Origin of the sequence: Vibrio tasmaniensis (genome assembly GCF_024347635.1) — a bacterium.
Lineage (GTDB): Bacteria > Pseudomonadota > Gammaproteobacteria > Enterobacterales > Vibrionaceae > Vibrio > Vibrio tasmaniensis.
This window is the reverse complement of sequence record NZ_AP025510.1, coordinates 2,012,527-2,038,291: the sequence shown is the minus strand read 5'-3', so window position 1 is coordinate 2,038,291 and position 25,765 is coordinate 2,012,527. Positions and strand designations below refer to the sequence as shown.

The following is a 25,765-nucleotide window of genomic DNA, read 5'->3' as shown; positions in this document are numbered from 1 at the left end:
ATTGAAAAATTCACTGGTCATTTATAAACTTTTAAATATTATATGCGACCAAATTCAAATGTAGACAACGATAGTGAATCAACAAAACTACCAAATATGTGATGCTAACTATGATCCCTTGCTTAGGCAGTTTATGCGTGAGGATGGCCACGTAGAAACTATCGCGCCGCTAGAAGGTAAAGTGTTCCTATTCTTGCTTGAAAATACAGGCGAATGCATTGAGCGAGGCCTGATCTTTGATAGATGTTGGGGGGATGTGATTGTCTCTGAACAAGCGTTGACCAACGTGATATCTAAGCTTAGAAAAACACTGAACAGAGCGACTTGTGGTTGCGCCACGATTCGTACCGTCAGTAAAATGGGGTATTCTCTGGAGATAGAGGAACCATCTCAACCTCAAAACACAGAGCCTAAAGCGACAGTCCCAGAGGCGGGTATATTATCAGAGACTCCTCAAACGATAGGATTATCGCAAGCCGAACTTAACCCGTCATCATCAATAACGACAAATCAAACACAAACCTCAGGCGAATCACCGGAGGAAAAGCCGCAAGATGAGCACGCTCAGGTTATGCCCATATCAGCAACACGAAGCGTTGAAGGCGACATGGAAATACCATTGTCTACAGGCAGCACTAGTGATTCAGTCAACGCTGCACCGTCAAGCTTTAAGCTTTTTGTTCATCGTCATTTAGCCTGTGTGGGTTACTTTTTAGCCTTTACCTGCGCGGTAGTCACTTTGTTTAATGTCTTTCAAGCTTACTATCAGCCATTGCCATATTTTGTTGATCAAAATGAGTATCACGACAGCTTCGTAGATAAAACCAATCACTACTTTTTCCATATCGTTCGTAATGAAATCTATTCATTGCCCGCGATCACTCAAAAACTTACAGATGTGATACCTAGCCACTGTAATGTTGATGTTTTTGTGCGTATTTATCCATCTGTCAATCAACCTGAAAATGATGCTTTATATATGCTAATTGAGAGAAAGGATGGCGAGGCTCTTAATTACTTGTCATCTATTTTTGAAATAGAGTCATCTTTTGATTCGTTTGTGAATTATATGGCTCAAAGGAGTTACTTTTGCGAATAATTGGTTTGTTATTGGTATTAGCACTCACCGCTGCAAGTTTCATGATTGATAGGAACGTATTGGCGGGCACTCGTTGGCACTGTAAAACGATCAAAACGGGTTTTATGACGCAGGCATTTCAACCTTATCAATCCTTGTATGAACGTATGACTTTTACCTTTCAATCTGATAATACGTTTATGATTGCAGAGGCGGTGACGATTGAAGAGAAGGATGGTCAGGTGAGTAAATTGGAGCACCATTCCTCAGGTCGTTATTCGTTAGAAGATGGTGAGTTGTCTATCTCTATCATTGATTATTCGCCGACAACTGAAACTGATGATCCTGTTATTAATCGAGAGTATAGTTCGTATGAGGGGCTGAATATTGATTACTCAGTTGTTGTCACCGATGACTCACTCTATTTGTTTAATAAAAATCGTTTCGAAATCTTTAATTGGGTATGTTTTAAGGTTCAGAAGTAGCTAAATAACGTCTATATATATGAATTGACTTAGCTAAATAGGCAGGTTTACCCTGCCTTTTTGGGGGACTTATTGGTTGCTTTACCTAAACCAAGGCGTTGTAACGCTCTAGTCCAGCTTCTAGATCCGCAATCAAATCATCGACATCTTCTAAGCCGATATGAACACGAATCAAAGTACCTTCGAAGTTTGGATTTGATACCGTTCTTAGGCTGTTAAAGCTGCTCGGTTCGTTCGCTAGAATCAAGCTTTCAAATCCACCCCACGAGTAACCCATACTAAAGTGCGTCATACCATCAAGCAGAGCTGTTGTTGCTTTTGTGTTTGAGTTCTTCAGTACGAAAGAGAACAAACCATTACCGCCAGTGAAGTCTCGTTTGAAGAATTCATGGCCTGGGCAAGATTCAAGCGCAGGGTGACGAACGTGGTCAACCTCAGGACGGGTTTCTAGCCACTTCGCTACTTTTAAACTGCTCTCCGCGTGTTGGCGTAGACGAACATCAAGAGTGCGGATGCCGCGAAGCCCTAAGTAAGCGTCATCTGGCGAGACACATTGCCCCATCAAGTAACTCTGTTCTCTTAGTTGATCCCAACATTTCTCGTTGGCGACCGCAGTCCCTAACATCACATCAGAGTGACCCACTATGTACTTGGTTGCTGCTTGAATAGAGATATCAACGCCAAAATCGAACGGTGAGAAGTTCACACCGGCTGCCCAAGTGTTATCTAGCATAACGATGATGTCATGTTCATGAGCAATCCGCGCGAGCGTTGGAATATCTTGCACTTCCATGGTGACTGAACCCGGAGATTCGGTAAACAGCACTTTGGTGTTTGGCTTTATAAGGTCTTTAATGCCTTCGCCAATCGTTGGTTCGTAGTAAGTCGTCTCTACACCCATCTTTTTCATGATAGTGTCACAGAAATCACGAGTGGGTTCGTAACAGGTATCGACCATCAGAATATGGTCACCTGTTTCAACAAAAGAGAGAATGGCATTCGAAATGGCTGCCGTACCACAAGGGTAGAGTGCGCAGCCTGCGCCACCTTCAACTTCAACCATAGCATCTTGAAATGCGAAATGAGTGGTGGTGCCACGGCGTCCGTAGAAAAGTGTCTTGTTAGCGCGATTAATTGTCGCTTTGCGTTTCTCTTCTACTGTGTTGAACACGACAGTTGAAGCGCGTTGTACTGGTGGGTTAACGACACCATTAGTCCACTTCTTATCACGACCTGCAGTGATCAGTTTAGTGGTTTTGTTCTCGGACATGCTGTGAATTCCTTATCAATCGGTTATGTCCTATTTAAAACATGCCAAGCGCCTTTAAAGCAAGAGGAGAGCGGGAGTTTTTGCGCTTTTCTTTCGCTTTTTAACCTTCCACGTCGTTTAGAGTGAAAGGTTCAGATCAGACAGGTTACGAGTGATGAGTCACCGTGGGCCAATTGACTGGATTACAGTAGCGGGTTGAACAAGTAGAACAGCCTCTCGAAGAAGCGGTTACGTAGATTCCTCTGTTCCCAATGCTCCAATTCCACTGGATGAGATGATTCAATATAGGATTGCTGTAAATCAAACAGTTGCTTGGTGAAGTGTACGTCGTCAACGGCAAGGGTCACTTCAAAGTTGAGCCACAAACTACGCATGTCGATATTGACCGTTCCGATCAAGCAAAACTCTTCATCAATCACTACCGATTTGGTGTGAAGAAGCCCGCCGTAAAACTCATATATTTTCACACCGGCTTCAAGTAGTTCTGTATAAAAGGCGCGAGAAGCCCATTTAACCATTAATGAATCGTTGTTATGTGGAATGATCAACTCTACGCTGACACCGCGTTGTGCTGTCATTTTCAGTGTTTCTAATAAGTCGGCACTTGGGACAAAATAAGGGGTAGTGATACGTACAGAACGATTCGCCTGATTAATCGCAATAGTTAGGACTTGCAGAATCAAATATTCAGGCATACCCGGTCCAGATGGCACGACTTGTACTGGATGATGCGTCATTATTTCTTCAACCGGACACTCAGGTAAATCAGGAAGAATGCGTTCACCTGTTTCCACTTCCCAATCCCAACCATGAATTGCTGACAGCACATTAACGGTTGGTCCCGTGACGCGAACCATGACATCAATCCATTGGCCGACCCCCGAACTCTGTTTGAAATGGGCTGGATCAACCATGTTCATTGATCCGGTATAGGCGATGGACTCATCAATCACGATGATTTTACGGTGCTGCCTTAGATCGAGACGGCGTAAGAAAATACGCCAAGGGCTTACTTCCAATGCTTGGACTACGTGAACACCAGCGTCTTTCATCATTGAGCGCCAGTGGCTTTTGAAAAAGCGCGGGCTACCTGCAGAATCAAGCAAGACTTTAACATCAACGCCACGCTTCGCTGCTCGAATAAGTGCGGAAGCTACGGAATCTGTTAATCCACCGGGGTGCCAAATATAGAAAACCATTTTGATACTGGTCTGGGCGTTTTCTATATCTTCGATAATGGCGTGTAGGATCTCATTAGGAGAAGCTTGCAGTGAAAGTGTGTTTCCGCTGAGAGCTGGAATACCCATCCGATTGTTACAAAGCTCATCAATTTTGTGGATAGGAGAGCCGACCTTACCTGGAAGGTGGACTTGGCAATCATTTAATTGGCGGAACCAATCACCAAAAGGCGTAAACATGCGATGTGCTCTTTCAGCCCGCTTTCTACCTAGGTTTAGCTCGCCGAAAAGGAAGTAACAAGCGACGCCAACAATAGGGATAATGTAGATAACCATCAACCATGCGAGAGAAACGCTGACAGAGCGTCGTTTTAGTACGACACGAAAAGTCACACCGGCGACAAGGACCCAGTATAAAGCGACAGAAGCTAAAGTTAAAAAATGGTAGAGCTTTTCCACATTGAATACTCGAAAAAAGAGACACTTAGATAGTAATGCTATTTTACGGATATGGGAATTTAAGGAATCAACTATTTACAAAATAGAGCAAAAGCTGTAAACAGGTTAAAGTTGTTAAGTTTTAGTTAACTTAAGACGAATGCAATTGTTTTGTATGAAAAATCGGCATTTAACCATAAAGATTTACGTTGATAACGAAATATATACGGTTCGGGCTTCCAATTGTATTCTTAAACTGGTTTACTTGCTAGACAACGAGCGTCAATCAAATCTTTTAATGGTGTAAATTATTATATACACCTTATCTTTTAATGACGCCACACAAAGCAAAATACAACATCACATAACACAAAAGTTTGGAGTAAACGTGGCTACTAGTAATACAACCACTACACCCCGCGATACCTGGGGTTCGAAATTAGGATTCGTAATGGCTGCAGCAGGTTCTGCTGTTGGCTTAGGTAACATCTGGAAATTCCCATACACAGCAGGTGAAAGTGGCGGCGGTGCATTCGTTGCAATTTATCTGTTTTTTGTAATCTTCATCGGTTTCAGTGTGATGCTGACTGAATTTGCGATTGGCCGTCATACGCAAAAATCAGCAGTAGGTGCATTTAAATCAACTGACCGTCGCTGGACGTTCGCTGGTGTTATCGGTGTAGTCAGTGGTCTACTTATCATGGGTTTCTACCCTGTAGTAGGCGGCTGGTCTATCGCATACATCGGTAAAATTGCTGGTGGTTTACTAGATGCACCTGAAGCAATCGGTGACAGCTTCGGTGGCTTTATCTCAAACCCAGTTCAACCACTTATGTGGATGGGCTTGTACCTACTACTTAACGTTGTCATCGTTATGAAGGGTATCTCTGGTGGTATCGAGAAAGCGGGCAAGATCCTAATGCCACTTCTGTTCATCATCCTTATCGTGGTATCAATTAAAGGCCTAATGCTTCCGGGCGCGATGGCTGGTCTTGAATTCCTATTCAGCCCTGACTTCTCTAAAGTAGACAGCGGTGTAATTCTAGCTGCACTAGGTCAAGCATTCTTCTCACTAAGTCTTGGTATGGGTTGTATGTTGACATACGGTTCTTACCTTAAGAAGAAAGAGAACCTAGTTCAGACAACAGCAATGGTTACGGCAATGGATACAGGCGTTGCCATCCTAGCTGGTGTTGCAATGTTCCCTGCAATGTTCGCATTCGGTATGGAACCTGCTGCTGGTCCTGGTCTAGTCTTCGTTGTTGTTCCTCAGCTGTTTGCTGAAATGGGCGGCGTAGTTGGTCTTCTCTTTGCTCTTATGTTCTTCGTTGGTCTGAGTGTTGCGGCACTGACTTCTTCAGTATCTCTACTTGAAGTTGTGGTGTCTTACCTTATCGATGAGAAAGGCATGAAGCGTGTAACAGCTGTACTGTCTGCAAGTGTAGTAATGGCGATTCTATGTATCTTCGCTTCTCTATCACTTGGTGGCTTCGGTCCAACGCTGTTTGGTACTGGCGCATTCGATATCTTCGACCTACTAACGGATAAGATCTTCCTAGCTGTTGGCGGTATGTTGGTATGTATCTTCGCTGGTTGGAGACTAAACCGTGCTGACCTAGAGAAAGAAATCACTAACGACGGTGAAGTATCTTTCCCTCTATTCGGTCTATGGTACACACTCGTTAAGTACATCATCCCAGTCGCTATCGCTATCGTAGCGTTCATGGGCATCTCTTCTGGCTTCGACAGCGGTAAAGGTGCAATAATGCTATTAGGTATTGGTATTATTGCCGGCTCTGCGCTTATCTCTAAGAAGCTATAATTCTTAGAAATTCTAATCGCAAACTAAAGTTAATTGATAAACGGGAGCCATTGGCTCCCGTTTTTTATGTGATTGACTTATTTATTTTCGAAAAATAAACACACCATTCCCTAAAGTTATCAATGTGGTAGCCGATATAGTTTTTGGTAAGGCTATATCGGCCTGTATTTTTTTTAGGTAGGTGTTCTGTGAAATTGTCAGTGAGAAAAAAACTATACTTGGGTTTTGGATCTATATTGGCGGTGCTTGTCACGTTAGTAGGGATTGTATCGGTAGAAGTTATTGGGGCTCACAATAGCTCTGATGAGATTAGAATGGATGATGTCCCAGGAACGGTTACCTACCTTATATTGATCGATGAAGCTGGTGATGTTTACCGTGATGCTTTGGGTGCGGTTGTTCAGGGCGGTAATGCGCTCAATGATTATCGAGCTAATAAGACTCAATTTTCTCAAGCAATTGAAGAAGCAAAGCGTTTAGAGAGTAAAGGCTCAGAGGACCATCGTCGTGTTCAGCGAATTGAAGAGCTAATGGGGCGCTTTACTCAAGAGTTTGAATCGAAGCTCGTACCTATGCTTAATGACGAAACTGCATTGTTATCAAATATCCAACAGCTTCGCTCTTTGTATGAGAGTAATCTTATCCCGATTGAGAATTTGCTTGATCAAGCATCTGAAAGTGAGATTGCTGATACGGAGCGAGCTCTGCTAAGACTAACGGATTCGTTTATTACAATCGAACGCACGATTATGGTGTTGACTGCGGTTGCGATTGTGTTTGGTTGCGTAATTGCGTTTGTATTGTCTAGCTCTATTACTAATCGCTTAACTCGTGTAGAGCAAGTTGCACGACGCGTAGCAAATGGTGATCTGACGGCTGGAGATATTGTTGATGATTCTGGTGATGAGTTGGCTGATCTTGCTCAATCGATCAACCAGATGCAAAAGTCATTGGTCGATCTCCTCGGTTCTATCTCATCAGTGACTACCCAAGTTCAATCCGTTACTGGTGAGCTATCATCAATCAGTCACGACATCGTATCTGGCGCCTCTGCTCAAGCAGATAAAGCGACCTTGATAGCGACTGCGGCAGAAGAGTTAAGCTTGACCATTTCGGAAGTAGCGCAACAAGGCACTTCTACTTATGAAGAAGCGCGCCGCTCAGAAACGTCAGCAGAAGACGGTCGTAAAGTGATTGTGGAGATGGTTGCGAGCATCCAACAAGTGTCTACTCAAATGAGCGACATGTCGTTACAAATGAACACATTGGGTTCACATGGCGAGCAGATTGGTAGTGTTATTAAGGTAATCGAAGATATCGCTGAACAAACCAACCTCTTGGCTCTGAATGCGGCTATTGAAGCGGCACGTGCTGGTGAGTTCGGTCGTGGTTTTGCGGTGGTTGCTGATGAAGTTCGAGCGTTAGCTGAGAGAACGACTAAAGCAACACAAGAAGTGTCCGGTATCATCCAATCTATTCAATCAGGTACTCAAGAAGCGGTGACTTACACGCAAGATAACTGCCGCCTGGTGGAAATTGGTGTTGAGCAGAGCTCGGGTGCCGTGACGGCACTAGAAGCGATTGTTAGTGGTGCTGGCAATGTACAAAGCATGGTTAACTCTATCGCGACAGCAGCAGAAGAGCAGACAGCGGTGACAAGAGAAATCGCAGCGGATATTACGGCAATCAGTGATATCTCTGAACAGTCATTACAGTTAGCGACTCGCAGCTCTGAGAACACATCAGGTTTGAATGCTAAAGTTGCTGAGCTAGAAGGCTTAGTAGGTAAGTTCAAACTTGCTTAGAGCTTAGAGCTTAGAGCTTAGAGCGGATCATAAGTCTAGAACATAAGCTTAGAGCTAATCGATTAAAGATTTACCAGTGAAAGCTGGCTATTAAAACATAAGCCCAAGGAATCAATGTTTATTGAATCCTTGGGCTTTTTCGTAGCTGGAATCTGGGTTCAGACACGGTATACTCCACGTTCTACAATGGAGCTAGCCTTTACATGTTCGACATTCTTCTGAATCACTCTGATTTTTTACTCATAAACAAACATCCAGGCGTCAGCGTCCATAAAGACGATGGCGATACCATGTTATTGCAAGAAGTTGCTAAGGCAATCAATGAGCCGAAGCTATACTTAGTCCATCGTCTCGATAAAATGACGTCAGGAATTCTACTGCTGGCAAAAAATGCCCCGGCAGCGAGTGAGCTTTCACAGTTGTTTGCAAAGCGTGAAGTTGAGAAATATTACCTTGCGATAGGCTCCAAGAAGCCCAAGAAAAAGCAGGGACTGATTTCAGGAGATATGGAGCGTTCACGACGCTCAAGCTGGAAGCTACTGACAACCAAAGAAAACCCAGCGATTACCCAATTTTTATCTGCAACGGCTGAACCCGGTGAGCGTCTAATTTTATGTAAACCCTATACGGGGCGAACTCACCAGATCCGCGTCGCGATGAAATCGATCGGTTCGGCCATTGTTGGTGACCCTATTTACAATCCATCGAGTGAGGCCGACAGAGGTTATCTGCATGCCTTCGCGATTCGATTTACCTATCAATCACAAGCCTACGAATATGTCTGTGATCCAAGAAGTCTCAACTCTTTGGGTGAGAAGTGGCATCAAGATATCGTGTCTAATGGTTTAGACAACTGGCTTGAACCTTGGTCATTAACTTGGCCAAAGCTAAACACTAAGTGAGTGAAATAATGGAAGCATCAGCTTTACCTCTGTTTTTTAGTCATATTGAACAGCAACTTAATGAAGTGCCGAACGAACTGCGTCGTATTTTTCACGGGCGTGGTAAGTTCTGGCCGGGCCTAGATCAACTGACATGTGATTGGGTTGATGGGCAGTTATTGGTTAACGTATTCAAAGAGGTGGATGACGAGTTCTTATCATTTCTTAAAGCAGGACTGGTTGATTTGACCAATAAAGACATCTGGCAGGCAAAGCTGGGTACAAGTATTGTGCTCCAACACCGTTATGCTGATGGCGCACCTTCTGAAGTGTTGTGGGGAGAGTTAAACGACTCACCAGTCGTGGTTGAACATGGGCTTAAGTACCAACTAGATATAGGCCGTAATCAGAACTTTGGTCTGTTCCTTGATATGCGTAATGGGCGTCAGTGGGTACAAGACAATGCCGAAGGTAAGAATGTTCTTAATCTGTTTGCATACACTTGTGGGTTCTCTGTAGCAGCTATTGCTGGTGGCGCTCGTCAGTGCATGAACGTAGACATGTCTCGCGGCTCACTAAATAAAGGCCGTGATAACCACCGTTTGAATGATCACGACATGCGCTCAGTGAACTTCCTTGGCTATGATATCTTTAAGTCGTGGGGAAAAATCAAGAAGGGTGGCCCTTACGAGCTCGTTATCATCGACCCGCCTTCGTTCCAAAAAGGCAGTTTTGCTCTAACCAAGGATTATAAAAAGATCTTACGTCGTTTGCCTGAGCTTCTAACTGAAGGCGGTGAAGTGATTGCTTGTGTTAACTCACCAGCAGTGTCACCAAACTTCCTGATTGAGACTATGGCAGAAGAAGCACCAAGCGTTGAGTTTATCGAGCGTTTAGACAATCCACCTGAGTTTGTCGATGTCGACCTCGATTCAAGTTTGAAAGTCCTGAGATTTAAAATTAACGTTTCTGCAGACGCTTAACTTAAGGTAAAAAAATATCAACGTTTGAAAGTAAAAAAGCCACTCAATGAGTTAATGCCGATCGTTTAAGAAGACTTGAACGATCTTGCAGTTAGCAGATAATCCCCATCAACAACGTTGATGGGGATTTTTTATGCTTGAACAAGAATTAGCAATGGCACACGAGACCATTGAAGATGCCGACAATTATGAATCTGTCGTCGACGCCATTCAGATTGAGTGGATAGAACAAGCTCTTCTTGAAACCAATAAAGCGAGCATAAGACGACGCCGACTTCCCGCTCAGCAAGCTGTCTGGTTAGTTATTTGGATGGGGCTGCAACGCAACATGTCTATCAAAGAGGTATGCAGTTCATTAGACATTGCACTTCAGCCTAAACCTGAAGATAGCTGGTCTCGTGTTGCACCCAGTGTCCTAACTGATTCACGCCGACGTCTAGATGAGAGTCCGTTAGCGGCTCTGTTTCACACAACGGTAAAGGCTTGGAACGGAGATATCCTTCAACAAGACAAAGACTTAGAGCTTAATGTTCTTGCTGTCGATGGAACAACATTTCGGTGTCAGGATTCCCCAGAGAACGCTGAACAATTTGGGTTCATCTCCAAAAAATTGAAACCTTACCCTCAACTTCGTTTAGTCGCTTTGATGTCAACAGAAACTCGAATGATTATGGGGGCGGCTTTTGATGGTTGTCATGTCGGTGAAACGACCTTAGCTAAGCGCCTATTCAATGACATCCCCGCACACTCATTGACCTTATTTGATCGTTGTTATTTCTCGGCAGACCTTTTGCTGTCCTGGCAAGAGAGTGCGGAAAATGCGCACTGGTTAATGCCTGCAAAACGTAAACTACGCTATGAAGTGTTGGAGAAATATGCGGAGAACGACATGCTTATCTCAATGCCTATCTCTCCTCAAGCTCAACGGCAGAATCCGAATTTACCCGCACGTTGGGAAGCCAGATTAGTCCTATATCAAGAGCCAAAAGGTGAGATAAAAGGTTTTATTACTTCACTTACAGACCCTAGTAAATACTCGCTAGAAAGCCTGCTGCGTATTTATTGGCAACGCTGGGAGATAGAAGAAGGTTATGGTGAAATTAAACAGACTCAACTGCAAAGTCACGTCACTTTACGAAGTCGTTTTTCTGCCGGTGTGAAGCAAGAGCTTTGGGGCGTATTACTTGCCTATAACTTAGTGCGATTAGAGATGGTTAAGATAGCTTCAGAAGCCGGGGTTCGAGCGACTAGGGTCAGTTTTACCGCCGCAATTAACCTTATTGATGCGCAATTACGTTGGTTAGCTTTAAGTCCAGACGGAACTCTACCTGTAAAACTGAAAAGGATGAGAGAAAGTTTGAGTCACTTCATTCTTCCAGATAAAAGAAAGGACCGAACGTTTCCACGTTCAGTCCTCTTTGTCCCAGCCAAATATCCGTTCAGATTCAAGCAGTAATGCTTATCCGAACGGCATTAACTCAATGAGTGGCTTTTTGGTCTTTAAGTTTCTAAGAAGTTTAAGCTTGTTGTTTCTCTAGCTCAGCTTCTTTCACTTCGTCTTCGATTAGAGAGTCAACGATGACTGCACATGCTGCATCACCAGTGATGTTCAGAGCCGTACGAATCATATCGAAGACACGGTCTAGAGCGAACAATAGAGGTAGACCTTCGATAGGGATACCTGCCGCCAGAAGAACCGCAACCACTAGGAAAGAAGGACCTGGAACACCTGCTTGACCAACTGCGCCTAGGGTAGACGTTACGATGATAGCAACGTAAGCGCCCATAGAAAGGTCGATGTTGAATAGCTGTGCGAAGAAGATAGCAACTAGGCCGTAGTAAATTGCGTTACCAGACATGTTTATCGTTGCGCCAAGTGGCAGAACGAATGAAGCCGTAGAGTTACGAACGCCAAGTTCTTTCTCTACCGTTTCCATTGTTACTGGCAGTGTCGCCATTGAAGAGGCTGTTGATAGTGCAACCGCTTGAGGCTTCTTCATCGCCACTAGGAACTTCTTCGCTGAAGTCTTAGTGAAGATTTGAATCATCAGTGGGTAAGCAATAAAGCCGAAGATTAGGATCGCAGCGATGTAAACAATAAACAGTTTGAACACAACCATAAGTGCGCCGAAACCGAAAGTACCTACTGCTTCTGCCATTAGGCCGAATACGCCAAGTGGTGCGATGATCATAACCTTGTTGATCATCCAAACCATAGCGTCAACAATCGCGTTTACGCCATTGATGATAGGGTCACGTTTTTCTTTTGCTTGTTTAGAAATCGCAATACCGAAGAATAAGCAGAAAACGAGAATTTGCAGAATGTTTGCTTCATTCAGTGATTGGAAAACGTTGGTTGGGATCATTCCAGTGATGGTTGCCCAGAACGTAGGAAGTTCGCCTTTTGCAGCGTATTCTGAAGAGAACATGCCTTCAACGCCAGAAACATCGATACCACGACCCGGTTCGAACACTTCACCCATTACAAGCGCTAGTGCTACAGCAAGTGCAGACGTTAGTGCAAAGTAACCCAGTGTAGTTACACCAACTTTACCAGCCGATGAACTATTACCTAGACCAGCAGCACCTGAAATTAGGGCAACTGCGACTAGAGGAATAACCAGCATCTTGATCAAGTTGATGAAGATAGCACCCAGTGGAGCGAACATTGTTGCGCTTTCACCCATCATCGCGCCGACTGCGGTACCGATGATCATTGCAATAACGACTTGAACGCCGATATTGCTTAGTAAATTCTTTTCTTTTAACACTTCCATAACCTCTGTGCTACTAAATATAAAAATCCCAGAACTACCCACCAATGTGCGATGTGCCATTGGTGAATTATTTCGTGAAGAGTTTTACACGTATCCTTTACATTTATCAATATGAGCAGAGATGAAAGGCTACTAAAAATGAGTAATTAAACATTGTTTGGTGTTTTTTTAAGCCCAAGCAAACGTTTGCTTGTTGCGGGGGTATTGTTTTTTATAAATAACAGTGATGGATTGGTTTGGTGTTATTGTTGTGCTACAAGTTTGTTTTGAAGAGGTTTTAGAACAATCGTTTAACATTAAGGATCGTAGGAAGGGTGTTGTAGAGAGCCTCCCTCTAGGTGAAATCTGATCCTAGAAGGAGGTTTTTTGTTATTTCTGTGTTGCCGCTTTCATTGGCGTTACAAATTCAGCAAGGGCTTTAAGCATTGCTTCAGGTTGCTCTACGTTGTTTTCAATGATCTTTACAACAGCTGAGCCAGAGATCGCACCGGCAGCGCCAGCTACAATCGCTTCTTTCACTTGTTCAGGAGCCGAGATGCCGAAACCAAGCAGTGCTGGTGGCGCATCGAACTTGTTCAAGCGATCAAGCAGTGCCGTTACTGGCATGTTTGCTTTTGTTTCAGCACCCGTTACACCAGAACGCGAAAGTAGGTAGGTGTAACCACCACCTAGCTCAGAAACTGATTGAAGCGTTTCATCGCTTGCAGTTGGTGGAGCAATAAAGATTGGGTGAACGCCAAACTTTTCAGCTGCAGCAACAAACTCGCCGCTTTCATTGGTTGGTACATCAGCAATTAATACTGAATCGATACCTGCGTTTGCGCAGCGTTCGTAAAAATTTTCTATACCACGTGCGTAAACCAAGTTCGCGTACATCAGTAGGCCGATTGGTAGCTCTGGGTATTTAGCACGGATTTGACCAATAAGATCGAAGCACACATCTGGCGTTACTTTAGAATCTAAAGCACGAATGTTCGCACCTTGGATTGTTGGGCCATCTGCAAGCGGATCTGAGAATGGGATACCAAGCTCAAGTGCGTCAGCACCCGCTTCAACTAGCGTTTCCATGATCTTAAGAGATTGCTCTGGGTTAGGATCACCAACCGTTACGAATGGTACAAATGCGCCCTGATTCTTTTCAGCTAAGCGAGTGAAGAGTGATTGATAGCGATCCATTATAATGCTCCTTTCTCTTTAAGAATGTCGTGTACAGAGAAAATGTCTTTGTCACCACGACCAGATAAGTTAACGACTAATAGCTGTTCTTTCTCAGGGTCGTCGTGAGCCATTTTAACAGCATGAGCCACAGCATGAGATGACTCTAACGCTGCGATAATACCTTCTTTACGTGCAATCAATTGGAACGCTTCTAGTGCTTCGTCATCGGTCACGTTGTCGTATTCAGCACGGCCAATCGCATTTAAGTGCGCGTGTTGAGGACCAACTGATGGGAAATCTAGACCCGCAGAAACAGAGTAAGACTCTTCTACTTGGCCGTTCTCATCTTGCATCAGTGGTGCTTTCATACCGAAGAAAATACCTGTTTTACCGTGTTTAAGTGGTGCGCCGTGTTGGTCGGTATCGATACCTTTACCAGCAGGCTCTACACCGATTAGGCGAACAGATTCTTCTTCAATGAAATCAGCGAACATGCCGATAGCGTTAGAACCACCACCTACGCAAGCGATAACGGCATCAGGAAGGCGACCTTCACGAGCTAGAATTTGGTTCTTCGTTTCTTCACCAATCATACGTTGGAAATCACGAACGATGGTTGGGAATGGGTGAGGGCCCGCTGCAGTACCCAATAGGTAGTGCGCGTCTTCGTAAGTTGCAGACCAGTCACGTAGTGCTTCGTTACATGCATCTTTTAGCGTTGAAGAGCCAGAATGAACAGGAATAACCTCTGCGCCCATTAGCTTCATACGGAACACGTTCGGGCTTTGACGTTCAACGTCTTTTGCACCCATGTAAACACGACACTTAAGGCCTAATAGAGCACACGCTAGAGCAGTCGCAACACCGTGTTGGCCCGCGCCTGTTTCAGCGATGATTTCTTGCTTACCCATACGTTTTGCCAGCAGCGCTTGACCAAGTACTTGGTTTGTCTTGTGAGCACCGCCGTGAAGTAGATCTTCACGCTTTAGGTACAGTTTGGTTTTTGTACCTTTAGTCAGGTTACGTGTTAGCGTTAGTGCCGTTGGACGACCAGCATACTCTTGAAGAAGCGTCATGAATTCACTGCGGAACTCAGGATCGGCTTGTGCATCGATAAATGCTTGTTCTAGTTGGTCTAGTGCTGGTACTAGGATCTGCGGTACGTATTGACCACCGTATTCACCAAAGTAGGCATCGAGTTTAGCCATTGTGTTATTCCTTCAATTCTATCGATGTGTATTCACACCAAGTCATTTTATCTTGTTTAAGCTTCGCAAAGGCAAAGCTTACGAATTAGTTTTGAGATTCTGCTTTCTAGCTTCTAAGTTCTGGGCTCTAGATTTCAAGTTCTAGGTTTTAAGTTCTAGAACCGAACTAGTAATTACGAATCGCTGCAAAAGCACGTTGCAGTTTGTCTGCGTCTTTTTTACCCGGAGCCGATTCAACGCCAGAGTTTAGGTCTAATCCTAAGCAACCCAACTTAGCCGCTTGGTTAGCATTTTCTGGGTTTAGGCCACCCGCTAACATGATTGCGCTTTGGTTGTTGATTAGGCTCCAATCGAACGCTTGGCCAGTTCCGCCAGTTTGAGAACCCACTTTAGTATCTAGTAGGTGACGAGTCACATTGCTTTGAAGTAATTCTGGTAGCGAGCTTTTAGCACCGGAAGCGTCGCCAGAAGTAACACCGTAAGCTTTCCAAATTTCAACATTTTCAGGTAGAGATTGTTTTAACTCATCAACAAACGCTTGAGACTCATCACCGTGCAGTTGCACCGCAAATAAACCTAGCTCAGAAACCGTTTTCACAACGTCAGTAACGCTATGATTTTGGAACACACCCACGTAGTTCAGCGGTGCGCCGCTCATAGTTAAACGAGCCGCTTCGATATCCACATGACGCTTAGATGCTTCAACGAAAATCAGACCACCGAATACTGCACCGGCTTGATAAGCCTTTGCTGCATCGTCAGAGTGAGTTAAACCACACACCTTATTTTCACCGAGCGTTACTTTACGCACTGCAAGCTCGAGGTTCTTTTCTGCCATTAGAGAGCTGCCGATTAGGAAGCCATCTGCAAACGTTGAAAGGTCACGAACTTGTTGGTGTGTGTAGATGCCAGATTCTGAAATCACAACAGCGTTTGGAGCCAGTTCGCGTATCAGCGGAGCCAACTCCTTAGTACGGTTCAGATCCGTCGAAAGGTCACGCAGGTTACGGTTATTAATACCGATCACTTTTGCTTTTAAAGCGACTGCGCGATGAAGTTCTTCTTCGTTGCTGACTTCGGTAAGTACACCCATGTTGAGTGAGTGAGCGACTTCAGCAAGTGCTTGGTATTCTTCGTCATCTAATACCGATAGCATCAACAAGATAGCATCAGCAGAGTAGTGACGAGCTAGGTAAACTTGGTAGGTATCAACCATAAAGTCTTTACACAAAATAGGTTGTTTAGCAATGCTGCGAACCTTTGGTAAAAACTCAAAGTCACCTTGGAAGTATTTCTCGTCTGTCAGCACTGAAATTGCGTTGGCGTGGTTGTTGTACACCGATGCAATGTAGTCCAAATCAAACTCGTCACGGATTAAACCTTTTGACGGAGATGCCTTCTTACATTCAGTGATGAAAACTGTTTGTTCGCCGCTCAATGCATCATAAAAGCTGCGGTCTGTTACGGTTAACGTTGCTTTAAACTCGTCCAATGGTTGAGTCTGCTTACGCGCTTCAACCCATTGGTATTTATCACGAACGATTTTTGCTAGTACTTCCGCCATTTCAGCTTCTTTGACTGAAACGTGGGTCGACAATTTATCGGTAGTCTGTGTCATGTTGTTTGTCTCGTCGTTCGTTAGGCGTGTGCAGCAAGCTTTTGTACAAGCTCGTACGCTTTGCCAGAGTTCATCGCGTCAATCGCTTGTTGTGCGTTGGCTTTTAGATCTTCGTGACCAAATAGACGCATCAGTAGCGCAACGTTCACGGCTACTGCGCCAACTTGAGCATCAGTGCCTTTGCCCGTCAGGATATCGGTTGTGATGGCTTTGTTCTCTTCTGGCTCGCCGCCCTTGATTGCTTCAAGAGGGTGAGTGTTCAGGCCAAAGTCTGCCGGTGTCACTGTGTACTCGTGAATTTTTCCATCTTTAATTTCAGCAACGATTGTCTCGCCATGAATAGCCACTTCATCAAGGCCGCTACCGTGCACAACCGCAGCACGCTTCATGCCCATTTGCAGCATGGTTTCCGCGATAGGGCGTACTAGCTCTTTGCTGTAAACACCCATTAACTCGATGTTAGGGCGAGCAGGGTTAATCAGTGGACCAAGGATGTTGAAGATCGTGCGCGTTTTCATTGTTTGACGAACAGGCATCGCGTGGCGTACACCAACGTGATATTGCGGAGCAAATAGGAATGCTACGCCGAGCTCGTCGACTGCAGTGCGCGTGTCTTCTGCCGTCATCGCTAGGTTAATACCGAACGAATCCAGTAGGTCAGAAGAGCCTGATTTGCTTGATACGCTGCGGTTGCCGTGCTTGGCTATTTTTAAACCACACGCTGCTGCTACAAATGCAGAAGTCGTCGAAATGTTGATGGTGTCATGACCGTCGCCACCTGTACCTACGATGTCAGCGAAATCGTAATCAGGACGTGGGAACGGGTTTGCATTGGCAAGCAGTGCTTTCGCCGCACCTGCGATCTCATCGGGCGTTTCGCCTTTGATTTTCAATGCAGTCAGAGCCGAAGCCATCAGGATTGGATCGAGTTCACCCTTGATGATGACATCAAATAACTGTTGGCTTTCTTCTTGAGTAAGAGACTGCTGTTCGTAAAGTTTATTAATCTGTTCCATGATCGTTTCCTATATCGTCTTTTTCTCAAGAGCCCATTCTATAGCGTTCGCTAGAAGCGTTGCACCGTAGGTCGTCATAATTGATTCAGGGTGGAATTGGAATCCACAAACCTTGTCTTGTTCTTGAACCACAGACATCACCAAATCATCGACTTCAGCGGTCACCGTTAGGCTATCGGATACATGCGTTGCCACTAAAGAGTGGTAGCGAGCAATAGCCAGTGGCGAAGGTAAGCCTTGGTAAGTCGCATGGTTCTGGTGTTCCATCATCGACACCTTACCATGAATGATTTCGCCAGCGCCTGCAACGGTGCCGCCGTAGGCTTCAACAATCGCTTGGTGGCCTAAGCAAATTCCAATCATTGGTACTTTGCCTTTTAGCAATTGAATCAGCTCTGGCATGCAACCCGCATCTGCTGGAGCGCCAGGGCCTGGCGAAAGCAGTGCAACCGGGTTATCTAATTCGTTGATCGCCGCTTCAACTACTTTTGCAGGAATGTTGTTACGGTAAATTTTTACGCTGTGACCTAATGAACGAAACTGGTCTACAAGGTTGTATGTGAACGAGTCGAAGTTATCGATGAATACAATATCAGCCATGATTACGACTCCTTCTTGTTTGTTAAGTTTTTAGTATGAGCTGCTTGGATCGCTGAGATAACCGCTTGAGCTTTACCGCGAGTTTCATCCGCTTCGGCTTGTGGGTCTGAATCGAATACTACACCTGCGCCCGCTTGTACTTGTGCTACGCCATCTTCAACGTAAGCAGAGCGAATTACGATACACGTATCTAACGTGCCTTCACCTGTTAGGTAACCTACCGCACCGCCGTAGCTACCACGACGTGTTTTTTCTACGTCACGGATAAGCTGCATTGCGCGGATTTTTGGTGCGCCCGTTAGCGTTCCCATGTTCATACAAGCCTGGTAAGCGTGTAGGGCATCCAAGTCTTCACGCAGTTGACCAACAACACGAGAAACCAAGTGCATCACATGGCTGTAGCGGTCAACTTTCAGCAAGTCTGCTACGTGGCGAGTGCCAGCTTCTGCAATACGCGCTACATCGTTACGTGCTAGATCGACAAGCATCATGTGCTCAGCGTTTTCTTTCTTGTCGGTACGTAGCTCAAGTTCGATACGGCTATCGAGGTCGAAATCGATTTGGCCATTTGGGCGCTTACCGCGACGACGAGTACCCGCAATTGGGTAGATCTCGATTTGGTTGGTTTCGGTTTCGTATTTCAGCGCGCTTTCTGGAGAAGCGCCGAACAGAGTAAACAGCTCATCTTGCATGTAGAACATGTAAGGGCTTGGGTTACTTTGCTTGAGTTCTTTGTAAGCCGCCAGTGGAGCAGGGCAAGGCAGTGTGAAGCGACGTGAAGGTACCACTTGGAATACATCGCCTTTAACTACGTACTCTTTTAAGTCACGAACCGTTTGGCAGAAGTCTTCATCTGAAACGCTTGGTACCGCTTCAACATTGTCGAGTGGCGTAACTTCGGTGATGGCTTTCAATGACTGACATTGTGTTTGAATGTCGGCTAGGCGATCAGTTAATTGCGTTTTAATGCTTTCATCTTGAGCAAACAAGCTCGCATGAAGTAGGCCTTCGTTCTCTTGGTGGTCGAAACGCAATAGTGTTTCAGCTACGTAGAAGACAAAGTCAGGACAATTGTTGGTTGCTTCAGCATCACCTAGCGGTTCAAAGTTCGCCACGATGTCGTAAGCGAATAAGCCCGCCATGAATAGTGCGTGTTTGTTATCTGCGTCTTGCTCAAAGCTGTGCTGAACCAAACGCAGTGCATCAAATGAAGAGGCTTCTCTTAAACGTGAGTCTTCATCTAATTCATTGCTTGGCTCGACAAAAGTCAGCGTCAAAACGTTATCCGTAAGGTCAGATTTTATATCTGTTTTAACATTTTGAGTGAGGTGTTCGATAAGCGCTTGACCGTTTTCAGTCAACGCTTGAAAGGTTACTTCATGTCCGCGACATACGATGCGAACAGCAGAGTCGATAAGGAGTAGGCTTGTCAGGTTCTGTTTGGATTCAATCTCAGCCGATTCCAACAGCAAACTGTCTGTTTTGTTCTCACACAAAGTATGAAAAACGCTGGTTGGATCTTGCGAGTAAGGAACGGAAGAATTGATGACCTCAATGGTTCCCAGCTTTTTGATTTCAATGGCCTTGTTCACAAGACCTCCTTTATGATTCTTTAAATTTCCTGCCGTACATAGTCGCATAAAGATACCTTTCACCCAATCTAGAATATGGTCAATTCGTTGATTTGTTAGTCAGTTGAATGTGAGATGTTCGACAAATTAAAAAGCCCGCTATGAAAGCGGGCTTAGTGATAACTTTTTTATAAACAAAATGTTTAATTAGAAGTACACGTTAGCCCACCAAGAACTTGTCCAAGTGCGCCACCAATTAAGCTCTGAACTTGCTTCTACTGAAGAAAGTTCTAAAACTTTATCTTTATGGTTTTGGTTAAATTCTTGTAACATGGTGAACCTATCAAATGTGACACTTCGTATTTGTGTACTAGTTAACTAGTTTTCCGCTTGCGGGTCAAGTGTATTGACACAAATATAACGATAAAAATTGAAAACAATGAAAAAGAATATATGAGAATTGATCTACATAGTCATACAACAGCCTCAGATGGCCGACTTACTCCACCTGAGCTAATTGACCGAGCGCTTGGCTTTAACATCGAAGCGCTAGCGATTACAGATCATGACACGACTGATGGGCTTGCTGAAGCACGCAGCTATATTGCTGATAACAATCTTCCTATTCAGTTGATTAACGGCATCGAGATCTCAACCGTTTGGCAAAACAAAGATATCCATATTGTTGGGTTAAACGTCGATCCTGAATCACCAGAATTGAAAGCGTTAATTGAACAACAGAAGCAACACCGTGTCGGACGTGCAGAGATGATTGCTCAACGTCTTGAGAAAGCGACCCGTGAAGGTGTGTTAGAAGAGGTTAAGTTGATTGCAGGTGATGCACCAATTACTCGAGCACACTTTGCGAAATGGTTAGTCGACAATGGCTACGCGAAAACCATGCAGCAGGTGTTTAAAAAGTTTCTTACGCGCAACAATCCAGGTTATGTGCCGCCAACATGGTGCTCAATGAGTGATGCTGTAACGGCTATTCATGCGGCTGGTGGTCAAGCGGTATTAGCTCACCCTGCGCGATATGGCCTTACAGCCAAGTGGGTTAAACGTCTGCTCGCTGCATTTGTTGAAGCAAATGGTGACGCCATGGAAGTGGCTCAACCTCAGCAAGCGCAACAAGAAAGACGCACACTTGCGGATTATGCTATACAATACAAACTATTAGCCTCCCAAGGCAGCGACTTCCATTACCCATCCCCATGGATGGAACTTGGACGTAATCTCTGGCTACCTTCTGGGGTCGAAGAAGTATGGAAAGATTGGGAGTTTCAAACGGTTTCACCATCTGATACCGATGACAGTATTTAGGTGAGCCAGCTCCTTCTGATGATAGAGTCGAGAGATTCGATAACGAGGATCAACAATGAGCCAGTTTTTTTATGTACACCCAGATAACCCACAAGCACGCTTAATTACTCAAGCGGTTGCGATCATTCGCAATGGCGGCGTTGTGGTTTATCCAACAGATTCAGGTTATGCACTGGGTTGTCAGCTTGAGAATAAACAAGCACTCGAACGCATCTGTAAAATTCGTCGAATCGATGATAAGCACAATTTCACTTTGTTATGCCGTGACCTTTCTGAGTTGTCACTGTATGCGCGAGTAGATAATGTGGCTTTCCGTCTGCTTAAGGCGCACACGCCCGGTGCTTACACGTTTATTTTCAAAGCAACCAAAGAAGTGCCGAAGCGTTTGATGAACGCGAAACGTAAAACGATCGGTATTCGTGTACCAGACAACAAAATTGCCCTAGACCTTCTAGAAGCAATGGGCGAGCCATTGATGTCGACGTCTCTGATTCTTCCGGGTAACGAGACAACTGAATCAGATCCTGAAGAAATTCGTGACAGCTTAGAGCATGCGGTTGATGTCATTTTGAATGGCGGCTACTTAGGTGAGCAACCTACTACGGTTATTGACTTCAGTGACGATGACGCCGTTGTTTTACGTCGTGGTGCCGGTGATCCAGCGCCGTTTGAATAATAGCGTTACTGATTAACAGTCTGTAACGAAACAGCAAACCTGCCAGAGTAAATAACAAGTGCTTTTTGGCAGGTTATTTGCGATAATACGCGACCGCGATTTGGTCGCGAAAAATTCATTCGACGTCTGTGAAGACGACAATTAGGTAGAAAAGAGTAAATGAGCGAAAAATTACAGAAGGTTTTAGCGCGAGCTGGTCACGGTTCTCGTCGTGAACTAGAAGGTTTAATCAAATCTGGTCGTGTAAGTGTTAACGGTCAAGTTGCGAAATTGGGTGAGCGTCTTGAAGACGAGAACTCAGTGATCCGTATCGATGGCCACACAATTACAGGCAAAGCCTCTGAAGAAGTGGTTTGTCGTGTACTTGCTTACTACAAACCTGAAGGTGAGCTTTGTACTCGTCACGATCCTGAAGGTCGCCGTACTGTTTTTGATCGTCTACCTAAGATCCGTGGTTCTCGTTGGATTTCAGTTGGTCGTCTTGATGCAAACACATCAGGCCTGCTGTTGTTCACAACCGATGGTGAACTAGCAAACCGCCTAATGCACCCAAGCCGTCAGGTTGAGCGTGAGTACCTAGTACGTGTATTTGGTGAAGTAACTGAGCAAAAAGTTAAGAACGTGACTCGTGGCGTTCAACTTGAAGATGGTATGGCTCGTTTCGAAGATGTGGTTTACGCTGGCGGTGAAGGTATGAACCATACTTTCTACGTAGCAATTAACGAAGGTCGTAACCGTGAGGTTCGTCGTCTTTGGGAATCACAAGAAACAACAGTAAGCCGTCTGAAACGTGTACGTTACGGTGATATCTACCTTGATAAGAAACTGCCTCGTGGCGGTTGGAAAGAGCTAGATCTTCAAGAAGTAAACTACTTGCGTGAGCTTGTTGAACTTCAGCCAGAAAAAGAGACGCTGTTGGATCTTGATCCTGCAAACACTTCTCGTAAGCGTGAGCGTTCTCGCAGCCAGAAAATTCGTCGTGCTGTTAAGCGTCACGAAGAGCGTGCAAATGCTCCTAAAGGCCGTAGCAATCAGACTAAGCGTAAGAAGCCTGCAACTCGCGGTACAACAACACCTGATTCAGGTCGTAGCGCTCCAGCGGCAAATGGTAAACCTCAGTCTACCAAAAAGCCTAAACTGAACAACGGACGCCCGGCTAAACCGGCTAAGCCAAGATCACGTAAGTAATTACACCAGTAGTTGCTACAGTTCTTAAGCTTAATCCAGCGTTTCGAATACTAAAAAACCTGCTAACTTAGCAGGTTTTTTTTCGTCTTGAATATGGCGCAGTTCAAATCATGTAGAAGTGCTTACCAAGTAGAAACGATTAACCAAGTAGAAACGATTAACCAAGTAGAAACGATTAACCAAGTAGAAACGATTAACCAAGTAGAAGTGAATAACTAGATAGAAGCGCTCAACCAACTCGGCTGACTAGTTATTTACTACGCTAGTTATTTATTACGATTGGTTTAGGTCACTTTCAAATGATTCGAGAAGTTGTCACCCTTTGCCATGCGGTCATACAAAATAACATTAACCGCGGCAGCAAGGTTCATGCAGCCATTAGTCGGAACGTAGATGGTTTCACGACAGAAGTCGGTGATCTCTTTTTTCAGAGTCCCATCTTCAGGGCCGAAGATATAAAAAGCACGAGGTGGGTGCTTATAATCAGGCAAAGGCTTAGCGCCTTCTATCAAATCAACCGCGATGGGCACGCAGCCAACAGGAATAATGTCTTTAAGAGCTTCAACACCAATCAAAGGCAATTCAAGATGCTTTTCTTTGGTGTCGGTATGAAATTGTCGAGCGTGGTCATAACGGGTGCCAGTATAAAATACAGAGTTTGCTCCGTAGCAACCAGCAGCTCGCATTACTGAGCCAACATTTTCAGGTGTTTTGGGGTTTACTAATCCAACACAGGCATAGCCTTTGGATAGGGTATCTGTCTTTGCTTTGGTCATAATTTTGTAGAGTTGCAGTTTGGTAAAGTGATGAGGCTATGAAGTCGTAAGAAAATCAGCTCAGTACTCTGAGCTGATTTAAGAAGAGCCTAGTCGCGTTTCCACAACATGTGACAGAACTTGTGTTCAGGGTCACGGCTGATCAGTAGACGAGCGAATACGTCATCTAAGACATCATCAGCTTCATTTACAAGACCAATGCGTACTTCAGCGTAGATCTCTTTGTCGACTTCAAAGCCAACATGTTCAACCCAATCGTCACCAGTTTCAACAAGTTCTGCAGCGCCACGATCTTCAAACTGAGCCGTGAATAGGATCACGTCTGCAGGTTCAAGATTATCAGCAGCCATCTCTAGAAAGATGTCGTATGCAGTGTCAATTGCGTCGTCGTAAGACATTAGGTCGTTAGCTTCGGTCATAATCAGTATCTTAGCTTGCGCGGTTCATGTATTTACGTTCAGCTGTGTTCACAACAACTTTGTCGCCAGTTGCAATGTACTCAGGAACTTGAACAGTCAGGCCTGTAGACAGACGAGCTGGCTTAGTACGAGCTGAAGCAGATGCACCTTTGATTGAAGGGTCTGTTTCTTCGATTACTAGCTCAACTGAAGTTGGTAGTTCAAGAGTCGCCGCAGTACCGTCGATAAGAATCGCGTACATACCTTGCGTATCTTCGTTGATGAACAGCAGTTCGTCTTCGATCATTTCACCGTTGAAGATGAATTGTGTGTAATCTTCGTTATCCATGAAGATGTACTCGTTGCCATCAACGTAAGAGAACATTACTGCACGCTTAGTTACGTCGATAGTTTCAACGATTTCGTCAGCCTTGTGACGAACTTCTGTTTTAACGCCAGTTGCTACATCGTGACCACGGAAGCGGTAAATCTTTTGACCGCCACGGCCACCTGGTGTTGTTACTTCGATATCTTTAACTAGTACTGTTTTGCCATCAACATTGATCGCAAAACCTTTTTTAATCTCACTTGCTCTAGGCATTTTGTGTTTGTCCTTATTGGGTCTATCCGGTGATTATATCTCGTAGACGCTATAAATAGGAATAGCTTGAATCATAAAGTCACCTAAGCGATCATAGAGAGACAGTTAAATCATTATTTTATTTACCGAAACGACCTATGCAGCTACCTGTTATTGACCCAACACAGCCATTTCAACCTGAATTTCAACCTGTGGTTAACGATCTGATTACCTTTCTAAAAGGTGGGTTAGGTTCTAATCTGCACAGTGTCTATGTTTATGGCAGTGTGGCACGTAAGCAAGCCGTTGTCGGTCGCTCGAATCTAGATGTGGTTGTGGTTACCCATCGTTCTTTCCCAGATCAACGAACCACACTGCTGAATACCATTAAATGGCGCTTCCAAAAGAGCTTCCCTCAGGTCACACAAGTGGCGATTAAAACTACCTTAGTGAGTGAAATAGTTGATTTCGACAACATCTTTACATGGGGCTTCATGCTCAAGCATTTAGCTGTGTGTGTACATGGTGAAGACTTATCAGACTGCTATGGTGATTTCGAAACGAGTTGGGAAATTGCTAAGCACTGGAATATGGATGCAGAAAATTGGTTAGCGGTTTATCGTAATAAGATTGCCCGAGCAACAACGCCAGAACAACAAGTCGCCGCGCAGATGATTATTGCCAAGAAGCTTCTGCGAGCCAGTTACTCTTTGATCATGTACCGAGACAAGAACTGGTTCGATGCGCCTATGGAGTGCGGTCAACAGTTCTTGAGATATCACCCAGAGAAAGAAGTTGAGATTCAAAGGTTGGGTATTTTGCTGTCTGGGCGTGCGATTCCCAAACGTTCGGTGATAGGGATTCTTGATGGCTTTGGTGAATGGCTGGTTAAGCAGTATCAGAAAACTGAGTTTCGAATCGGGTAGAGATTCGTAA

Annotated in this window: 25 protein-coding genes and 1 other annotated feature; of the genes, 12 read left to right on the top strand and 13 right to left on the bottom strand. The window is 44.7% G+C overall.

Annotated elements, in window-relative coordinates; genetic code table 11:
- Positions 1-73: 73 nt before the first annotated feature.
- Together OCV44_RS09150 and OCV44_RS09145 are read left to right on the top strand one after the other, a co-directional pair.
- Positions 74-1,099 carry a winged helix-turn-helix domain-containing protein gene (locus tag OCV44_RS09150; protein WP_139684547.1) on the top strand — a complete coding sequence of 342 codons (1,026 nt, stop codon included), beginning with the start codon at positions 74-76 and terminating at the stop codon, positions 1,097-1,099.
- Positions 1,090-1,563 (top strand): hypothetical protein, encoded by a 474-nt coding sequence (locus OCV44_RS09145; protein ID WP_139684548.1) that lies wholly within the window; start codon positions 1,090-1,092, stop codon positions 1,561-1,563. The genes OCV44_RS09150 and OCV44_RS09145 overlap by 10 nt, the downstream gene beginning before the upstream one ends.
- An 85-nt stretch (positions 1,564-1,648) precedes the next feature.
- On the opposite strand, the gene OCV44_RS09140 is transcribed toward OCV44_RS09145, so the two are convergent.
- Entirely contained in the window at positions 1,649-2,833 is a 1,185-nt protein-coding gene (locus tag OCV44_RS09140) for a cystathionine beta-lyase (RefSeq protein WP_139684549.1), read from the bottom strand.
- A gap of 182 nt (positions 2,834-3,015) precedes the next feature.
- Positions 3,016-4,470, bottom strand: a complete 1,455-nt coding sequence (gene cls, locus OCV44_RS09135) for a cardiolipin synthase (RefSeq protein ID WP_139684550.1) — start codon at positions 4,468-4,470, stop codon at positions 3,016-3,018.
- 367 nt (positions 4,471-4,837) lie between these two features.
- On the opposite strand from cls, the gene OCV44_RS09130 reads away from it, so the two are divergent.
- From OCV44_RS09130 to OCV44_RS09110, 5 genes are all read left to right on the top strand, one after another.
- Positions 4,838-6,271 carry a sodium-dependent transporter gene (locus tag OCV44_RS09130; RefSeq protein WP_012604350.1) on the top strand — a complete coding sequence of 478 codons (1,434 nt, stop codon included), beginning with the start codon at positions 4,838-4,840 and terminating at the stop codon, positions 6,269-6,271.
- 188 nt (positions 6,272-6,459) lie between these two features.
- On the top strand, positions 6,460-8,076 hold the full coding sequence (locus OCV44_RS09125; RefSeq protein ID WP_139684551.1) for a methyl-accepting chemotaxis protein: 1,617 nt from the start codon (positions 6,460-6,462) through the stop codon (positions 8,074-8,076).
- A gap of 203 nt (positions 8,077-8,279) precedes the next feature.
- On the top strand, positions 8,280-8,978 hold the full coding sequence (locus OCV44_RS09120; protein WP_139684552.1) for a TIGR01621 family pseudouridine synthase: 699 nt from the start codon (positions 8,280-8,282) through the stop codon (positions 8,976-8,978).
- 8 nt (positions 8,979-8,986) lie between these two features.
- Positions 8,987-9,940, top strand: a complete 954-nt coding sequence (locus OCV44_RS09115; protein ID WP_139684553.1) for a class I SAM-dependent methyltransferase — start codon at positions 8,987-8,989, stop codon at positions 9,938-9,940.
- A 133-nt stretch (positions 9,941-10,073) separates the two neighbouring features.
- Positions 10,074-11,396, top strand: coding sequence for an IS4-like element ISVbsp1 family transposase (locus tag OCV44_RS09110; RefSeq protein ID WP_261900919.1), 1,323 nt, complete (start codon positions 10,074-10,076; stop codon positions 11,394-11,396).
- Positions 11,397-11,457: 61 nt separating this feature from the next.
- On the opposite strand, the gene OCV44_RS09105 is transcribed toward OCV44_RS09110, so the two are convergent.
- From OCV44_RS09105 to OCV44_RS09070, 8 genes are all read right to left on the bottom strand, one after another.
- Positions 11,458-12,777 carry a dicarboxylate/amino acid:cation symporter gene (locus tag OCV44_RS09105; RefSeq protein ID WP_390903446.1) on the bottom strand — a complete coding sequence of 440 codons (1,320 nt, stop codon included), beginning with the start codon at positions 12,775-12,777 and terminating at the stop codon, positions 11,458-11,460.
- A 309-nt stretch (positions 12,778-13,086) separates the two neighbouring features.
- Complete coding sequence (gene trpA, locus OCV44_RS09100; RefSeq protein ID WP_065204853.1) at positions 13,087-13,893, bottom strand: tryptophan synthase subunit alpha; 807 nt, start codon at positions 13,891-13,893, stop codon at positions 13,087-13,089.
- Positions 13,893-15,083, bottom strand: a complete 1,191-nt coding sequence (gene trpB / locus OCV44_RS09095) for a tryptophan synthase subunit beta (protein WP_010438034.1) — start codon at positions 15,081-15,083, stop codon at positions 13,893-13,895. Before trpB ends, trpA begins: the two co-directional genes overlap by 1 nt.
- Positions 15,084-15,249: 166 nt before the next feature.
- Positions 15,250-16,701 (bottom strand): bifunctional indole-3-glycerol-phosphate synthase TrpC/phosphoribosylanthranilate isomerase TrpF, encoded by a 1,452-nt coding sequence (gene trpCF, locus OCV44_RS09090; protein ID WP_139686147.1) that lies wholly within the window; start codon positions 16,699-16,701, stop codon positions 15,250-15,252.
- A gap of 20 nt (positions 16,702-16,721) precedes the next feature.
- Positions 16,722-17,717 carry an anthranilate phosphoribosyltransferase gene (gene trpD / locus OCV44_RS09085; protein ID WP_065608541.1) on the bottom strand — a complete coding sequence of 332 codons (996 nt, stop codon included), beginning with the start codon at positions 17,715-17,717 and terminating at the stop codon, positions 16,722-16,724.
- Between the two features lie 9 nt (positions 17,718-17,726).
- Positions 17,727-18,317, bottom strand: a complete 591-nt coding sequence (locus OCV44_RS09080; RefSeq protein ID WP_010438041.1) for an aminodeoxychorismate/anthranilate synthase component II — start codon at positions 18,315-18,317, stop codon at positions 17,727-17,729.
- Positions 18,318-18,319: 2 nt separating this feature from the next.
- Positions 18,320-19,909: an anthranilate synthase component 1 gene (locus OCV44_RS09075; protein WP_139686146.1), complete on the bottom strand. Its 1,590-nt coding sequence runs from the start codon at positions 19,907-19,909 to the stop codon at positions 18,320-18,322.
- A gap of 125 nt (positions 19,910-20,034) precedes the next feature.
- Positions 20,035-20,149, bottom strand: a sequence feature (Trp leader region).
- Positions 20,096-20,221, bottom strand: a complete 126-nt coding sequence (locus tag OCV44_RS09070; RefSeq protein ID WP_009848753.1) for a trp operon leader peptide — start codon at positions 20,219-20,221, stop codon at positions 20,096-20,098. It overlaps the preceding feature by 54 nt.
- A gap of 120 nt (positions 20,222-20,341) precedes the next feature.
- On the opposite strand from OCV44_RS09070, the gene rnm reads away from it, so the two are divergent.
- The 4 genes from rnm (at position 20,342) to OCV44_RS09050 (ending at position 23,294) form a co-directional block, all read left to right on the top strand.
- On the top strand, positions 20,342-21,211 hold the full coding sequence (rnm, locus tag OCV44_RS09065; RefSeq protein WP_139686145.1) for an RNase RNM: 870 nt from the start codon (positions 20,342-20,344) through the stop codon (positions 21,209-21,211).
- Positions 21,212-21,266: 55 nt separating this feature from the next.
- A complete protein-coding gene (locus OCV44_RS09060; RefSeq protein ID WP_009848751.1) occupies positions 21,267-21,887 on the top strand; it encodes an L-threonylcarbamoyladenylate synthase in 621 nt (206 codons plus the stop codon).
- 159 nt (positions 21,888-22,046) lie between these two features.
- Positions 22,047-23,075, top strand: a complete 1,029-nt coding sequence (gene rluB, locus OCV44_RS09055; RefSeq protein WP_102542750.1) for a 23S rRNA pseudouridine(2605) synthase RluB — start codon at positions 22,047-22,049, stop codon at positions 23,073-23,075.
- 93 nt (positions 23,076-23,168) lie between these two features.
- Positions 23,169-23,294 carry a hypothetical protein gene (locus OCV44_RS09050; RefSeq protein WP_261900922.1) on the top strand — a complete coding sequence of 42 codons (126 nt, stop codon included), beginning with the start codon at positions 23,169-23,171 and terminating at the stop codon, positions 23,292-23,294.
- A 65-nt stretch (positions 23,295-23,359) separates the two neighbouring features.
- On the opposite strand, the gene OCV44_RS09045 is transcribed toward OCV44_RS09050, so the two are convergent.
- From OCV44_RS09045 to efpL, 3 genes are all read right to left on the bottom strand, one after another.
- Positions 23,360-23,851: an RNA methyltransferase gene (locus OCV44_RS09045; protein WP_139685909.1), complete on the bottom strand. Its 492-nt coding sequence runs from the start codon at positions 23,849-23,851 to the stop codon at positions 23,360-23,362.
- An 89-nt stretch (positions 23,852-23,940) separates the two neighbouring features.
- A complete protein-coding gene (locus tag OCV44_RS09040; RefSeq protein ID WP_012604336.1) occupies positions 23,941-24,270 on the bottom strand; it encodes an HI1450 family dsDNA-mimic protein in 330 nt (109 codons plus the stop codon).
- Between the two features lie 10 nt (positions 24,271-24,280).
- Positions 24,281-24,850, bottom strand: coding sequence for an elongation factor P-like protein EfpL (gene efpL / locus OCV44_RS09035; protein ID WP_009848748.1), 570 nt, complete (start codon positions 24,848-24,850; stop codon positions 24,281-24,283).
- Between the two features lie 137 nt (positions 24,851-24,987).
- Between efpL and OCV44_RS09030 the strand changes: the two genes are divergently transcribed.
- Positions 24,988-25,755 (top strand): nucleotidyltransferase family protein, encoded by a 768-nt coding sequence (locus tag OCV44_RS09030; protein ID WP_139685908.1) that lies wholly within the window; start codon positions 24,988-24,990, stop codon positions 25,753-25,755.
- Positions 25,756-25,765: the final 10 nt, after the last annotated feature.

Excerpts from the sequence above, each read along its gene's own strand:
- OCV44_RS09140 (WP_139684549.1), bottom strand. The coding sequence starts at position 2,833 with ATGTCCGAGAACAAAACCACTAAACTGATCACTGCAGGTCGTGATAAG.
- OCV44_RS09120 (WP_139684552.1), top strand. The coding sequence starts at position 8,280 with ATGTTCGACATTCTTCTGAATCACTCTGATTTTTTACTCATAAACAAA.
- OCV44_RS09115 (WP_139684553.1), top strand. The coding sequence starts at position 8,987 with ATGGAAGCATCAGCTTTACCTCTGTTTTTTAGTCATATTGAACAGCAA.
- OCV44_RS09110 (WP_261900919.1), top strand. The coding sequence starts at position 10,074 with ATGCTTGAACAAGAATTAGCAATGGCACACGAGACCATTGAAGATGCC.
- OCV44_RS09105 (WP_390903446.1), bottom strand. The coding sequence starts at position 12,777 with ATGGCACATCGCACATTGGTGGGTAGTTCTGGGATTTTTATATTTAGT.
- trpA (WP_065204853.1), bottom strand. The coding sequence starts at position 13,893 with ATGGATCGCTATCAATCACTCTTCACTCGCTTAGCTGAAAAGAATCAG.
- trpB (WP_010438034.1), bottom strand. The coding sequence starts at position 15,083 with ATGGCTAAACTCGATGCCTACTTTGGTGAATACGGTGGTCAATACGTA.
- trpCF (WP_139686147.1), bottom strand. The coding sequence starts at position 16,701 with ATGACACAGACTACCGATAAATTGTCGACCCACGTTTCAGTCAAAGAA.
- trpD (WP_065608541.1), bottom strand. The coding sequence starts at position 17,717 with ATGGAACAGATTAATAAACTTTACGAACAGCAGTCTCTTACTCAAGAA.
- OCV44_RS09080 (WP_010438041.1), bottom strand. The coding sequence starts at position 18,317 with ATGGCTGATATTGTATTCATCGATAACTTCGACTCGTTCACATACAAC.
- OCV44_RS09070 (WP_009848753.1), bottom strand. The coding sequence starts at position 20,221 with ATGTTACAAGAATTTAACCAAAACCATAAAGATAAAGTTTTAGAACTT.
- rnm (WP_139686145.1), top strand. The coding sequence starts at position 20,342 with ATGAGAATTGATCTACATAGTCATACAACAGCCTCAGATGGCCGACTT.
- OCV44_RS09060 (WP_009848751.1), top strand. The coding sequence starts at position 21,267 with ATGAGCCAGTTTTTTTATGTACACCCAGATAACCCACAAGCACGCTTA.
- rluB (WP_102542750.1), top strand. The coding sequence starts at position 22,047 with ATGAGCGAAAAATTACAGAAGGTTTTAGCGCGAGCTGGTCACGGTTCT.
- OCV44_RS09050 (WP_261900922.1), top strand. The coding sequence starts at position 23,169 with ATGGCGCAGTTCAAATCATGTAGAAGTGCTTACCAAGTAGAAACGATT.
- OCV44_RS09045 (WP_139685909.1), bottom strand. The coding sequence starts at position 23,851 with ATGACCAAAGCAAAGACAGATACCCTATCCAAAGGCTATGCCTGTGTT.
- OCV44_RS09040 (WP_012604336.1), bottom strand. The coding sequence starts at position 24,270 with ATGACCGAAGCTAACGACCTAATGTCTTACGACGACGCAATTGACACT.
- efpL (WP_009848748.1), bottom strand. The coding sequence starts at position 24,850 with ATGCCTAGAGCAAGTGAGATTAAAAAAGGTTTTGCGATCAATGTTGAT.
- OCV44_RS09030 (WP_139685908.1), top strand. The coding sequence starts at position 24,988 with ATGCAGCTACCTGTTATTGACCCAACACAGCCATTTCAACCTGAATTT.